The organism is Streptomyces sp. NPDC054872 (assembly GCF_053610705.1).
In genome coordinates this window covers 16521-30474 of sequence record NZ_JBSGYY010000068.1, presented here as the reverse complement: position 1 = coordinate 30474, position 13954 = coordinate 16521, and the positions used below count along the sequence as shown (strand labels likewise).

The window sequence follows — 13954 nt, the reverse complement described above, 5'->3', positions numbered from 1 at the left end:
GCCTCCGGCAGCCGAATACTACGAATCCTCCGGATTCTTCGTTTCGCGCGTCCCCGCGCGAATTGCCGCCCTCCGGGCGGGAGTTGACCGAATAGCCCTCCGGGCTGTTCGGTCAACTTGTTCGACTTCCAGTCGAAAAAGAATTCCTGACTCCGTCACGAATTCCCAATGCGCAGTATTTGGGGGTGTGTTGATGCTCTGTCATTTTTGATTGGTTTGTGTGTGTCTGGGGGGCAATACCCTCCGGGTATTGGAGCGGGAATTCCATTCCCGGAAAGGATGAAAACGAGACTACATGATTTCCGGGAAAAGAAGCTAACTCCCGGAAACCTGAACAGGGTTGGCCCTCCGGGCCAACCCTCAACGGTAAGGGCCGTATCCGCCCTCCGGGCGGTAAGCCCCTCTCGCAGCTAGCCGGAGGCCTGGGGCGCCATCTCCTCCCCCAGGGCCGCAGCGGCCTGTGCGCGAAGTCCTGCGACGCGCAACACCGGAACGGCTCAGACCCCATCCCCGAGGCCACGCGCCGACCACGCCCGCCGCCCAACCCACCGCACGCAACGGGCACGGGAGCAGGGGCAGCAGAGGGGATGTCAGCAGACGTGCCAGGTCTACTTGGTGGGGTGACCTGGGACAACGTGGAGGCCGGCGGTTCGCCCGCGCAACATGTAGCGCAACCTCTACCGCAACACGATGGCGCAACATCCAGCGCAACTCATGACGCGACATGGGTTCCACCCGAGCAAGAGAGACACTATTATTTGAAGTCTCGGGGAGGTGCTCCCCGGAACCGTCCGGGGCCAAAAAGGGGATAGACATGGAACTTCAGATCACTGACGGGATCGTGCGCGGGGTGCGCGGCGCGGACGCGCCCATGACCGGGCGTGCAGTCCAGGCCCGCACCATCGCGAACTTCCTGCCCCTCCAGTGCGCGCGAGCAGGGGCGAAGATCGTTCACAACTTGGACCGGAACTACACCGGAATTCGGTTCGAGACCAAGGCCGCCGGTCCGGTCGTGCTCGAAATGCCGACGGGTGAGGAGCCTTACCGTCTGGTTCAGGAATTCATCGACCCGGACGGGGCGGGGCGCATGGAGGTTGAGTTACGGCGATTCCCTCAGATCTACCGACCGCACGGAATCGCGCTCATCACGTCTGAGTTCCTCCGGTCAAGCGGGTTTCTGAAGTAAGCCGCACGGGGGTGCCCGGGTTTTGGGCGCCCCCTTCTACTCGGCCTCACCGAAAGGAGAAGGACACCATGGAGAACACACGGATTGCAGGGCAGCAGGCCAGGGAATCCGGAGCTCCGCTCACGGACGCCGAAATGGAGCAAGCCCGTTATGCGCTGCGGGAGTTGGCGCGCAGTGAGAGGGATCCGGAGGCTTTGCGGGTGTCTCCCGAACAGTTGGACGTGGTCCGGTCGTTCTTCGAGTTGGGTTGGGCCATGGGTGTGCGCACCGGCCACACCGGGCCCGCCATGGCCGATGTTCCGGTCGACCGGGCGACGGTTGACCGCGCGTTCGTGGAACTGCTGTCCGCGCGGGCGGCACATCAGCTTTCGCTCTCAGTGGCTCAGCTCCTTGACCCGCAGGATGCCGGACCGGTCCTGTGGCAGAAGGTCAGGTATCACGGGAGCCTGACACAGCGTCACGGCCTCTACTGGGTCCGGGCGATCAAGGCGGAGGCCGGTCCGCAGGGAGCGGCGCACACCGTCCGCTACGACCTGTGCGAGGTGATCGGCGGTGTACCGGTTCCCGCTGTCGCGCACGTGCGACGGCAAAGCGTGACGCCGCTGTGCGAGTTCCGCGTGCCGTCGGCCTAAAGGTGCTGGTCAAGGGGTGGGTTCACCCACCTCTAAAACACACTATTATTGAAGTTGTTCGGGGGTGACAGCCGCCCCCGGCCCCGCAGAAGCCACCGTCGAAGGGGATGCGGCACATGACAGAGCAGACAGCCCGGCAGATGCTGCCGGAGGTAAAGGAGTACGTCGAGATCTTCGAGGCCGCCGTATCGACTCGGAACGCCGCCGAGGATGCGGCTGGTGTGAAGTACCCGCAGCGGTACGGCTACGGCGAGGACGCGCGGCGTCAGACCAGCGCCTACAGGGAGGAGGTCAGCAAGGCCTACGACACGTGCGCAGTAGTTCAGGCGGACGCGTGGGAGGCCCTCAAGGCTTCTGGGGATCCACTGGTGAAGTGGATCGCTGAGAACTCCGTCGCCTACCGGGAACAGGCCCGGTGCATTCTCGCCGCCCTCCCCGCCACGATCGATGAGCTTGACGATCTGGCGGAAGCGAACGATTTCTGCGGTGTCTGGGACGAGTTCAGGCAACAGGCCATAGCCGCCGGAGTCGTGTCCGGCTCCACTCCCCCGAGCCCGGCCAGGAAGGCAGTCTTCGAGCGGATCAACGAAGAAAGCTGCTGCCGTATGGACAGCAAGTCCGTGCGGCGCATCGACAAGGCCCTGGACGCCCTGGTCCATGAAGCCCTGACAGGCCCGGGCAGCGCCACGGCGGCGAAGCACGGAGCGCTCCCGGCATGACCGAGGCAGGCCACCACGCGCCAAGGCCCAGGTAACAGCAGCACCGAGCCGCCGCGTCCCGTTTCTTCCCACGACGGGGCGCGGCAGGTCGGCAAGGCTCACCTTCCGACGGCTCGCCCGTCCCGGCTTCCGCCCTCCCTGCCGACGGGGCGGGGCGGGGGCGGCGGGCCGCATGTCGTGCAGCCGAGCCGCGGGGCCAGAGATGGCGGCCGAGTGCGCAGCGGCACAAGGACCCCGGTGCAGGCTGGGCAGGCGCTCACCGCCCCCTGGCCAGCCTGCGCCGGCGGACAAGCCCACCGCCCCCCTCTTCCGGGAGGGCGGCAGTGCCGACGTGGGTAAACCGCCAGTTCAGGGGTGGGTTCACCCCCTACCAAAACACACTATTATTGAAATTGTTCGGGGGAGGCGGCACCGCCCCCGGGCCGCACAGACACCGACACGAAGGGGAATCGTGACTCTCACTGACGTGAACACCGCGTTCGCCGCCGAGAAGACCGCACAGGTCGAAGCCGTCCGCGAACAGGAGCGCGCCTTCCAGGCCCGTGTGGACCGAGGCGAGATCCGCATGATCGGCACCGACCGCTACGAGGTACTCACCGGCTGGGACCGGGGCGAGACGTTCACCGTCTTACGCAACACCGAAGGGCAGATCGAGCAGATCACCGCCAACCACGGGCTCGAGGAGCAGACCAACGCCACCATCTGTCTGTACACCTCGTCTCCGGCCTGGCACGGCCTCGGCCAGATCATCCCCGGCGGCACCACGGACATCGACCAGGTCCTTGGCCTGTCCGGACTCGACTTCGAGGTCACCACCGTGCCCGCCCTCTACGAGTGGCAGGGCGAAACGCGCGAGCACACCGACCAGCAGCACACCGTCCGCACCGACACCGGCGCCGCCCTCGGCGCAGTCGGCTCCCGGTACACGCCCATCCAGAACCGGGCGGGCTTCGTGTTCCTTCAGGAACTGGTGAGCCGCTACGACGTGGTGTGGGAGTCCGCCGGACTCCTGCGCGGCGGGAAGCGCGTGTTCATCTCCATCCGCCTCCCCCAGACCGTCACCGTGGACGCCGAGGGCATCAACGACATCGTGGTCCCCTACATCGCCGTCATGAACGACCACTCCGGCAACGGCCAGTTCCAGTGCGTCGTCACCCCCTGGCGCCCTGTCTGCGCCAACACCGAACGGTTCGCCGTCCGTGACGCAGTCACCCGCTGGGCCGTCCGGCACACCGCAGGAGCCACCAGCCAGATCAAGGAAGCCCGCCGCACCCTGGGGCTCTCATCCCACTACTTCCAGCAGTTCGCCGACGAAGAGACCGCACTCGCCCGCACCGACATCGCCATCGCCGACTTCCACCAGGTGGTCGCCGACCTGTGGCCCCTGGAGGACGACGCCACCAGCCGCAAGCAAACCAACCACGCCACCCGACGGGACGCCATCACCGACGTGTTCCACACCGAGAGCAAACGCCTCGGACCGACCGCCTACGCGGCCGAGCGCGCCATCACCGGCTACCTCGACCACCTCACCCCCAGGCGCCCGCCCCAATCCATGACCGAGGAAATCGCCCGCGCCACGGCCGCACTCGAAGGCGCCGACGACGAGATCAAATCCAAGGCACACCGGCGCCTGCTCCAGCTCCCCACACGCTGACTTGCTGGAACGGCAGCCTCACAGCCAACAGCCCCCGTGCGGGCCGGGAACTTCCCCGAGCCCGGCCCGCACGGGCCCACCTCCCCCCACAGCGCGCAGCACACGGCGCCACCCGCTCATGAAGCACGAAACGCGCCCGCCGGCCGCCCCCGCCCCGCAGCCCAGCGTGACGTAGCAGCGGAGCCGAACACGCGCCAACACCACACCGTTGCGCCTACAGACGCAGCGCGGGCCACACCCTCCAGCACCCACCGCCCCACCGCCCTGTGCGCGGTGCATGGGCCACCCTCCCCGCCACGACGGCCGCCCCCTCTTTCACACGGCCCCCACAACAACCAACACGCGGACCGCATGTCCGGCTGACAGCTGACGGCTGGCCGCTGGCGGCTGCAAGCAGGCCCCTCAACTCGCCCACGAGAAAGGCGTACACGTGACTCACACACCCCCGCCCCCCGAGCACGGCGGCGAACCATCGCACGCGGAAGGAGACACAGCGCATACCGACCCCCAGACGATCCGCCGCCTCCTGCGCCAGGAAATGCCCGGCACCATCGGCCTCCTCGCCGACGAACACGACTTCCACGCCATGCGGCACTACCGCAGCTTCCCCTTCGACGACCACACGACCTACCTGACAGGGGTCCAAGACCTCCTCAGCACCCGCGCCTCACAGGGCATGCACACCATGCTCGCCCTCTTCGACCCCGAGGAGTACACCGACTTCTGCACCGAGAACAGCCTTGAACCCGACAGCCCGACCAGCCGCACCCGCTTCACCGCCGAGATCGCCACAACAGCACCGGCCATCCCCTACGACGGCACGCCCCTGGCCGACCTCATCCCAGACCTGATCGACGAAACCCTCCGCAACGCCACCTGGGAGTACGCCTCCACCCTCCTGGCCCGCCTCGGCGCCTGCGCCGCCTGCGGAAAAGACGTCGGCCACGAAGCCCTCGACCGCGCCCGAAACCTCCTCCTGCGCATCCTCACCACAGCCAAACCCGGTCACAGCCACCTGGTATGCAGTATCTCGACCACACCGGAAACCCTGGTATCCGTCCTGCACGCAGACACCGACACCGACGGCACCACCCACGTCGGCGACACCGAAGCCCTGGAATTCACCACGGTCCTCGCCCTCGGTCTCGCCGCCCTACCCGGCGGACTCATCATGCGGACCACCGCCCCAGACGCCACAGACCGCGTATTCGGATGGCGACTGCACGCGGGGGACCCCGAACCCCTCACAGCCGCAGAGGTCTTCGACGCCTACTGCTCCGATACCGACACCGGCGACCCCATCCCCCCAGAGACAGACGTCGACTACTGCACACCGCCCGACCTCGGACCAGACCCCACAACGCCGAAACACCACTACTGAACACCCCCAGGCCGTCGCTCCTGGCACCCTGCCCGCCAGGAGCAACGACCCACCCCCCGGCCCCAGTTCTCAAAATCCTTCATGCCCCGAACGCTGCAACCGCGCCCTGCGACCAGCACGGCCGCGTAAACCATCCGCCGGTTCACCGCCGGAAGCGCCGAACTGCCGCCCACCGCCCGCGAAACGCTCGGCCATGACGCCACCAACCAGGAAGCCATCGCCAACCACCGCGACCGCGCCGCCCACCGCCCCTATCGCAGCAGATCCCCCCGACGCACGACGACGGCCTGGACGACGCCGTCCACGCCCGCAACTTCCCTCCACTCGGTCCCCCGCACAAAACCCGGCGTCCACCCACGCCGCCCTCACCGCCCTGAAAGCCGACCACACCGCCACCCACCAAAACTCATCCACCCTGACCCCGAGCCGCCCCACCAAGGCGACCCGCACGGAAGACGAAAGAAGGCCGATGTACCTCGTCATACCCGACCCCGCTCACGGACTCGTCGCCGCCCCACAGTCCCCCAACGACCTCACACCCCACACCGAACAAGCACTCACCGCCCAGGGATTCACCTGGAACAACGAGATCGAGGCATACACCCGACAGACCAACCACGCCCCCGCAGCCGTGGACACCACCGCCGGCATGCTGCGCCAGCTGGGCCACTACGTCTTCTCCACCCACAACCCGCTGCCCAAAACCAGCACGGACAAGAACTGCACCGACCAGGACCACACACCGCACCCCGCCAACACCTCCCCTCACCCCCAGGCACCCCTCAGCCTCGGACTCTGGGACACCGAAGCCTGCGCCGAAACGAACAGCTCAGCGGTCTTCCACCCCCAGGCACACCCCGCCGACGACGGCCTCCCCTGCATCGAACTCGCGGGCATCCTCGTATTCGCCTACCTCGACGCCGACCTCCACACAGTACGAATCTCCATACATCTGGACACCACCCACGAACAACTCGTGCGGGCCGACGGCACCGTTCCCCTCCAGATCGAGATCGAAGACACCACCGTCTTCGACAACCTCACCCCGCCGCCGCCCCCGCCAGAGCCAACCGGATAGAAAGCCAGCATCCGCCACACCGCACCACACCCGGCAACAGAGAACGGCAACAAGAGGACCACTCAACAACACTATTATGCAAGTTAGGAGGTGTATGCGTGGCCCCGTCCGCCATACACGTGAGCGGCACCATCACCGGCGACGTCGAAGCCCGCCTCACCCAAAACAGCACCGCCGTCTGCCGGTTCCGCCTCACCCAGACCCCCACCCAGTGGGACACCACCACACATGAATGGCGCGACGGGACCCCCACCCCCTACATCTGCACCGCCTGGCGGGACCTGGCCCACAGCACCACCACATCACTCACCAACGGAACCAACATCCTGACCACAGGCTGCCTCGGTGCTGTCGACGAGCCCGGCCATCCACCGCGTGTGGTCCACGGGCATCGACCACTGCTACCTCAAACCAGGTCTTTCGCAGTCTGGTTGTGGCAGCCGTTCACCTGATGGGGTGAACTCAACGTCGCTGAGGGGCAGTTGTGCCGTTGGTAGTGGCAAGTTCCCTGCTGCACGTCGGTGGCTCATCACTGGCGTCCGCCTCATGCCGCTTCCGGCGGAGCAGGAGCAAGCTGCGAGAGGTCCAGGCGCCACCGAGGCGCTGTTGGGGCTGATCGTTCTTCGGGCGCTGGCCGGTGGACCGTACGGGGCGAGGACCGCCGCACACCCTCAGGGGGGCGGCTCGATTCCTCGCCGGCACGAGGCTCCGCACTCGGGCGCGTGACACGCTCCCGATGGTCGGGAGTTTCTGTGCTCGCCCGGGATGCCCGGGTGGAAGGACATCATCATGGCCGTGAAACGGTCCGACGACATCTACCCGCAGATCGGCAACGCCCTCTGGGCCGGTCGTCTGGCGGACGCAATCGAGAACACCTGCGCGGACTACGAGGTCGTACCGCCTCCGCGGCAGGCGATCCTCGATGGTCTGGCCGCCGCGCTCCCGGACACCGAGATCAAGGCTCTGATCGCGACCCAGCGCGGCAGGAAGGTCCTCAAGCCGAACGCCTACCGGATCGTGCAGGCCGGTGACGAACAGGTGCTCCTGCTGACCTGCGACGTCCACGGCGCAGCGGTGGTCCCGTGGGACCTCAACGACCGCACGGCCATCTGCTGGTCGTCGCCCGCCCCGGAGGCGAGCCAGCGCGTCAAGGATCTCGTCGCCGCCGAGATGGCACTCCAAGACGCCACGAAGAGCGCGAAGTCCGCCGAGAAGGAGCGAGAGGCGCTGCGCAGGGCGCCCGGGGACGACACGTACGCGTCGCAGGCGTTGGCGGCTGCCACGCAGAAGCACCAGGACGCCATCCGTCACGTGCACGAGCTTGAGGCCGAGAAGCACGCTCTGCTCGCCGCGCTGGGCCACCGGCGGCCGCGCCCGGTGGTCCGCGCCGTCTATGACGACGGGCAGCCGAGGGCGGCTCTTACGCTCGCCGAGCAGCCGTACGCGGTGGCTGTGCACATGCAGCGGTACGCCGCCGACAACCTGAGGCGCGCCGGAACGAAGCGCGGGTACGACCTGGCCGAGTCCCTCGCGGACGCGGGTCAGCTTTCCAAGGGCATGAACGTCCTGCAGCAGTGGCAGATCATCCACGCCGACGGCACAGTGTCGAAGCCGTGGCGACTGGCTGCAGTGACGGGGAATAACCGGGCGCTGGCCCGGTTGGAGGTCTTCCGGGTACGCCCGGAGCACCTGATCATGGGCATGCCGCAGTCCCTCGTGCCCATGCCGAAGGACAAGAAGGAGGGCCCCGAGCCCCTGCTGCTGGGTCTGCGGGAAATCCTGAACCGGCTCTCCGCCCGGCTCAACCGGGATGGTGCGAAGCCGGAGACGGAGGCGACCGACCCGTCGCTCCGGGCAGCGAAGATCGCCACGGTGTCCGCGGAGATCGTAATCGGCTGCACGAAGCCCGAGGCCATGGAACACGTCCTGCGGGCACTCAACGTCAACGACCACCTACGTGGTATCCAGCCCTACGACGAGGACGCGCGGCTGATCGCCCTGTTCGCGACGCTCGTCGACGCCTACGCCAGGGAGTCCCTCCTCGCGGACGCGCTCGCCGAGGCATTCCCCGACGCGCGCGGGGCGGACCTCCTCGATCTGACGGGGGTACGCGACGCGCTGACGGTCAACGGGCCGCTCGATCCGCTGGAGCCGCTCGTGCCCGCGGGCGCCGACGTCTCCCCGGTCGTGCTCCGTGACATCGCAGTGCAGGCCATCACCGCGCTGGTGTTCCCCGGGATTCCACCCGAGGGACCGCAGCAGGCGAACGGGCGCACCGTCCGCGACACCGGGCGGTTCTGGCCGGTCGTCAGGGGGACACTGCAGGAGCCGGCATGGAGCCAGATCCGGGCGAAGGCAGCCGAGGGGCGCATGCGTCTATGGTCCGCCGCCATCGCACAATTGTTTGTGCACCGGGGCAACATCCTCTCCGCCCTCGGCCTCTTTGGCACCACGGAGACCAAGGAGGGCGCAGGACAGGATCCGAGGCCGCTCACGGAGCTGCTCCTTGGGGCGGAGGCCGGTGACGCGACCGCCTGGACCGCCCTGGTCCGGCGGATGACACCGGCACTGATCCATGCTCCGCAGCCGTTCATCACCCCCGGACAGGGCAGCGAAGCCAGCGAAGGGCGCAAGGGCGTGCGCCGTACCCCCAAAAGCGCCCTCGCCGCCCTGACACTTGCGTACACGGTGGGCGCACCTGGTGTCAGCCGGGCCCTTCTGCTCGCGTTCGCGAAGGCAGTGCTGGAGCACCCGGACGCACCGCGGCCGCCCGAGCCAGACGATGGCACGCCCCTGATCTGCTACGGGGAGCAGCACTGGGCCGAGGCGGACCGGACGGCGATCACCGCAGGGATGGTGATCGCCCCAGACACCGAGGGCCGGCCCACCCGCTACGTCGCCGATAAGGCGTGGTTCGACGAGCTGTTCCCCGTAAGCCTCGGTGCCCCGGCGCCGACCGCATCCGGGGATTCCGCCAACGCGCCTGCAGGCGCCGGGAACACCGCGGACGCCGACGCCCCGTCCACCGCGCACGGCGAGGCGGCCGCCGACCCGCGCGACCAACTCGCCAAGCTGCGCCGGGAGCTGCCGGCGCGGGTCGAACTCGCCGAGGAGAATTACCGGAAGGCGGTGGACGCCGCCCACGCCCTGATGACGGACTTCGAGCAGGCGCACCGCCTGCGCGTCCAGCTCGAGGAGGAGTCGCTCCCGGCCGAGCGGCGGATCGAGTGGATGGAGAAGCTCTCGAAGGCCCGGGCCGCCGCGCAAGCCAGCGTGACAACCCTCGAACAGGTGGAAGCACTAATCCTCAAGGTCTGACCGGTCAAATCGGCCCCGGGCGGGGCCCGGGCGGGCCCCTCGGCGCGGTCGAGGGCCCCGCCCCCTCGCTTCGAGAACACCGCCCGCCCGCGACGGCCTCTCGGCAAGGGGCGCTGCTGTCCGGCCAGTGCGTAGGAAATCTTCTGGACGACGGCGAGCAGCCGCTTCGCCTGCTTGACCGGCCGCTACTCGTGCTCCACCGGCGAGGGACTGACCTTCACGGATTACCGGCTGTAGAGCTCGGCACCCACCAGGTTGGATCGGGACCGGTGATGTGGTCGACACGCAAGGGGCTGCATGCCGCCCCGGGACGGCGCAGCTCGCCGACCAACCGGGTGAGACGATCTCCGAGGTGCCTGTGCACGTCCTCGGCTGGGGTCTGGCTCACCGTGCGGACTCGCTCGACGGTGTGCCAATTGCTCAGAAATTCGAGGGCCATGTCGACGATGCCCCGGGCAGCGTGTGCGGTCAGTTCATCCGATGGGGCGGTGAAGTGGCCACGGTGAAAGGCAAGGTTGCGCGTGGCGTAGAGCCATTCCAGGACCCCCTGATACATGCCGGCCTGAATTTCGAGCCAGTCAGCCAAGTCCTTGGGGTTCGCCATCCGGGAGCGCCACAGAGCGAACGTCTCGGCAGCGATCCCCCCGCAGCGCTTCGCAAGCCTTATCGCAGCGGCCTGCGCTTTCTGCAGTGCCGGCGGGGACGCCGGCACTGCAGGCAGCAGAACTTCGAGCCAAGGATGGAAGGATGTCAGGCGCTCTTTCATCCCCTCGGTCGGCACGAACGCTGCCAGAGTGGCCAGGTCGGCAGTCACCTCATTCTCGACGGCCTCTAGATCCAGCTCTGCTTGCCTCAAACGGGCCCGAGCGTCATCGACTTCTCGAAGCTGCCTGGGGAGCGCGGCCTTAGCCTGTGGACTGTCGGTCTGCTCGCAGGAGCGCGCCGCATGTTCGTGCCCCCTCAGTTGCCCCTTCGCTACACCGACGCGGTGCTGTTGGTAGTCGAGGTGAGACCGGCTGCCGGCCACCAGGAGGGTGTGAGCCGAGGCGAGGTGGCGGCGCAACGTCTGCAGCGCGCACGCACCAGCCAGGAGCTTCACCTTGGTGGCTTTGAGGCCGGACGACTCAAGTGCACTCCAAGACAAGGCTGCGCTCGCCACGGGGGCATCGACCCGTCGCGCGAGGTTGGCTGCACGCATCGCGGCACGCAGCGAATCCGGCATGTAGCCGGTGAGGGGATAAGAAGCACGCTGCCCCGGGACCCGGACGGTACCGATCTTGGGATCACTCGACGGTAGTTCCGCCGCCCACGCGGGGTCGATGGTCAGGTCGATCAGGCGATCACCGGCCGCGTAGTGGTCAAGGGCCTCACTGAGCTCACGTCGCGCAATGCGGGCGGCAGTCTCAAGATCAGCGGCCTGAGTCTTGATGCCGACGACCACAGCAGACCCTGCGACGGGTCCGACCGTGCGCATCATCTTGCGTATCGCGAATCTGCCTGGGAGATCTGCCTCGGGCTGCCCGGCCCACAACTTCCATTGCTGGGAGTCGGGCACAAAGGTATGCAGGCCTCGTAGTTCCCTGGTCCCGTGCACGAGGAGACTCACCAGATAGGACTGCTTGCGCGGCCACAACACGCTTCGTACAGCGTCCGCACTGGGCGCGCCTCGGCGCATGAGGGTCAGAGCGTCCTCATACAGTGCAGTGCTGTCACGGCCCTCCAACGCAACGACGACGGCGATCTCGGATACTGCCCGCTCTACGAGTGAGCGATCAGCGAATCCGCCGGTCCATAGCGGCTTCACCCACCCCTTGACCGCATCCGTGAGCGGGCCGAGGAGTTGATCCAGTTGCGTCGCGGCGTGCTGCGTTTGTCTGGGCGGAGTCTTCTCTTTCTTCTGCGCGATGACTGCGGCTACCGCCTGCAACTCTGTGCCTGCTGCGGCCAGAGCTGCGTGGCCACCATGGCGATAGACGGGCTCAGCGCCGTCTACACAGGTGACTGCCTCAGCGACGATACGGCCGAGAAGGCCAAAGTGGGGTTGGTTGGAGCCCGAGCCGTGACTCTGCAGCGCTGCCTGGGCGCGAATCAGCGCGACAAGGGCGCTGGGCAGCGACGCAACGTTTTGCCCCAGATGGCCGGCGTCATCAAGAGCGAACAGAACGCGCTCGAGCAAGCTTCGCTGCCGATCGTTCAGGGGCGCTGTGGTGACTGCTTGCAGCCAGCCGGAGTTCACGTACCGCACGAGCGAACCGTACGCCCACACGGCGTCGGCCGGAGCAGCATTGAGCAAGCCGAGTCACCCACGTATTCGGGTGCTCCTCAGCGCCCCTTGGAGCGCCTTTACTGGCGCCAGTGACAGACGGGCTACCGCGAAAGGCAGACGGCCAGGAGGCCGATCGTACTGCCGGCCGCGGGTCCGAAGCCGGTCATCACGGCAACCGTGGCCACCAGGCCGGGCTCTGGGCTCCCAGCGCGACAATGAGAACCGGCAAACATGGTCATGAGCCATGCGGCGCCCCGACCGTGACGGGCGCCTGAGCGGCGTGCCACAGACAGCTCGGGCCGATGACGGCAAGGGCGCTGTGGAGTGCGGCGCGCCGGAGAAGGGGAGCGGTCAACCGTCGAACTACGGCAACTCCTCGGTCGCGCGGCATCCACGTCGAAGACACGTACATGCAGTGGTGGGCGAGCGCCAACTGCACCCCCATCAAGGGGATACTCAATGATGATGAGCACGACCCGGCGCATCCTCGACCTCGCCGCGGCGGCACCGGCCAGCCACGGCGAGGACCTAGTGCTGCTCCTGCGCGAGGCAAACGAGCTGCACAGCCAAGGCTTTCGGGACCTGCACCAGGATATGGCAGCGCGTCTTGAGGGACGGGCCACCGCGGACTTGATGTGCACCGCCCACAGGTCCGCCATACCCTGTGATGGATCTCAGAGTCGCGACGAGATGATCCTGCACCTCGCACTGGCCAAATGGGAGATGACGTCAGCCGCCATGGCCTACACAGAGATGGCCGAAGACGCCGCACGCCGCGGCATCTGCCTGATCCCCGGAGAGTAAGGCCGCGGCCGCCGACAGGTCAGGAAAGACGTGCGCCGCCGGCTGGACCCCCAACCAAAACTCCTGCCATTATTTGCTTTGTGAGCCGGGCCGGCCGGCTCACAGCCGACAGGACGGACGGTTCAGCCATGGCCCCGCCCCGTGAGCCTCGCCTGGCCGACGCCGCCGAGATCGCGGCCGAACAAGGCCTGACACCCGCCAGAATCACCGGCCTCTACACCGGGCGCACCAAAAACGCGGCCGGCCAGACCTTCCCCGAGCCCGTCGGCACACGCGGCCGCGCGCGCCTGTGGGACCACACGCAGGTCACCGAATGGTTCGCCCACCGGGCGCCGGCACGGCTCGCTGAACACACGCCGCCCTCCCTCGACCCGCAGACGCTGCTGAACGCGGCGGAAGCCTCGAGGTATCTCGGCTACAAGAACTCCAACCAGGTCACCACCTTCGTACGCGACCACCCCGGCTACTTCCCCCAACCCGACGTGGTCGAAGAAAAGGGCACAGCGGAAAACCCCTACCGCCGACAACTCTGGAAGGTGCAGACCCTCCAGGAATGGATTGGCACCCGGCCCGGCCGCGGCAGACGAGCCGGAACCAAACAGGCACCGCCCCTACCCGATGTCCCCCTCGAGGGCGACCCCGAGGAACTGCTGGGGGCCAGCCAAGCGGCCGCCCTGCTCGGCTACAAAAGCGTCGGCTCCTTCTCCAGCAGCCTCGCCCAAGGCAACCTCCCCCTGCTGAAAAACACCGACGGGATCGCCGAGAACGCCGGACGCCAAAACGGACGCCGCCGATGGACACGCCGGCGCATCCTTGAGCAGGCGGCCCAAAGGTCCAAGAAATAACCCAGCGGAGAGCGAACTACCACCCACCGCCCACCGCCCCACGAACGCGGCCTCCTGCTGCAGGAGTT

General features: G+C 67.4%; 11 protein-coding genes. 10 read left to right on the top strand and 1 reads right to left on the bottom strand.

The features are described 5' to 3' along the window. Positions 1–814 precede the first annotated feature (814 nt). The 8 genes from ACWGIH_RS42520 to ACWGIH_RS42485 all read left to right on the top strand — a co-directional run bounded on the left by ACWGIH_RS42520 (position 815) and on the right by ACWGIH_RS42485 (position 9971). Positions 815–1186 (top strand): hypothetical protein, encoded by a 372-nt coding sequence (locus ACWGIH_RS42520; protein WP_453452021.1) that lies wholly within the window; start codon positions 815–817, stop codon positions 1184–1186. 150 nt (positions 1187–1336) lie between these two features. Continuing rightward, positions 1337–1636, top strand: a complete 300-nt coding sequence (locus tag ACWGIH_RS42515) for a hypothetical protein (protein ID WP_453452022.1) — start codon at positions 1337–1339, stop codon at positions 1634–1636. Positions 1637–1934: 298 nt separating this feature from the next. Next, complete coding sequence (locus tag ACWGIH_RS42510) at positions 1935–2537, top strand: hypothetical protein (protein WP_453452023.1); 603 nt, start codon at positions 1935–1937, stop codon at positions 2535–2537. Between the two features lie 451 nt (positions 2538–2988). Further along, on the top strand, positions 2989–4194 hold the full coding sequence (locus ACWGIH_RS42505) for a DUF932 domain-containing protein (protein ID WP_453452024.1): 1206 nt from the start codon (positions 2989–2991) through the stop codon (positions 4192–4194). A gap of 538 nt (positions 4195–4732) precedes the next feature. Continuing rightward, positions 4733–5575, top strand: coding sequence for a hypothetical protein (locus tag ACWGIH_RS42500; RefSeq protein WP_453452050.1), 843 nt, complete (start codon positions 4733–4735; stop codon positions 5573–5575). A gap of 469 nt (positions 5576–6044) precedes the next feature. Beyond that, positions 6045–6653 carry a hypothetical protein gene (locus tag ACWGIH_RS42495; RefSeq protein WP_453452025.1) on the top strand — a complete coding sequence of 203 codons (609 nt, stop codon included), beginning with the start codon at positions 6045–6047 and terminating at the stop codon, positions 6651–6653. A 119-nt stretch (positions 6654–6772) separates the two neighbouring features. Further along, entirely contained in the window at positions 6773–7105 is a 333-nt protein-coding gene (locus tag ACWGIH_RS42490) for a single-stranded DNA-binding protein (RefSeq protein WP_453691776.1), read from the top strand. Positions 7106–7442: 337 nt separating this feature from the next. Beyond that, a complete protein-coding gene (locus tag ACWGIH_RS42485) occupies positions 7443–9971 on the top strand; it encodes a hypothetical protein (protein ID WP_453452027.1) in 2529 nt (842 codons plus the stop codon). A gap of 217 nt (positions 9972–10188) precedes the next feature. Here ACWGIH_RS42485 and ACWGIH_RS42480 read toward each other — a convergent pair whose 3' ends face one another. Further along, on the bottom strand, positions 10189–12216 hold the full coding sequence (locus ACWGIH_RS42480; protein WP_453452028.1) for a hypothetical protein: 2028 nt from the start codon (positions 12214–12216) through the stop codon (positions 10189–10191). Positions 12217–12696: 480 nt separating this feature from the next. Here ACWGIH_RS42480 and ACWGIH_RS42475 point away from each other — a divergent pair, with 480 nt between their 5' ends. Together ACWGIH_RS42475 and ACWGIH_RS42470 are read left to right on the top strand one after the other, a co-directional pair. Continuing rightward, a complete protein-coding gene (locus ACWGIH_RS42475; RefSeq protein WP_453452029.1) occupies positions 12697–13041 on the top strand; it encodes a hypothetical protein in 345 nt (114 codons plus the stop codon). A 128-nt stretch (positions 13042–13169) separates the two neighbouring features. After that, complete coding sequence (locus ACWGIH_RS42470; protein WP_453452030.1) at positions 13170–13886, top strand: hypothetical protein; 717 nt, start codon at positions 13170–13172, stop codon at positions 13884–13886. The last annotated feature ends 68 nt before the right edge of the window (positions 13887–13954 follow it).

Bases quoted from the DNA above. Each gene is read 5' to 3' on its own strand.
- ACWGIH_RS42520 (WP_453452021.1), top strand. From the start codon at position 815: ATGGAACTTCAGATCACTGACGGGATCGTGCGCGGGGTGCGCGGCGCG.
- ACWGIH_RS42515 (WP_453452022.1), top strand. From the start codon at position 1,337: ATGCGCTGCGGGAGTTGGCGCGCAGTGAGAGGGATCCGGAGGCTTTGC.
- ACWGIH_RS42510 (WP_453452023.1), top strand. From the start codon at position 1,935: ATGACAGAGCAGACAGCCCGGCAGATGCTGCCGGAGGTAAAGGAGTAC.
- ACWGIH_RS42500 (WP_453452050.1), top strand. From the start codon at position 4,733: ATGCCCGGCACCATCGGCCTCCTCGCCGACGAACACGACTTCCACGCC.
- ACWGIH_RS42495 (WP_453452025.1), top strand. From the start codon at position 6,045: ATGTACCTCGTCATACCCGACCCCGCTCACGGACTCGTCGCCGCCCCA.
- ACWGIH_RS42485 (WP_453452027.1), top strand. From the start codon at position 7,443: ATGGCCGTGAAACGGTCCGACGACATCTACCCGCAGATCGGCAACGCC.
- ACWGIH_RS42475 (WP_453452029.1), top strand. From the start codon at position 12,697: ATGATGATGAGCACGACCCGGCGCATCCTCGACCTCGCCGCGGCGGCA.
- ACWGIH_RS42470 (WP_453452030.1), top strand. From the start codon at position 13,170: ATGGCCCCGCCCCGTGAGCCTCGCCTGGCCGACGCCGCCGAGATCGCG.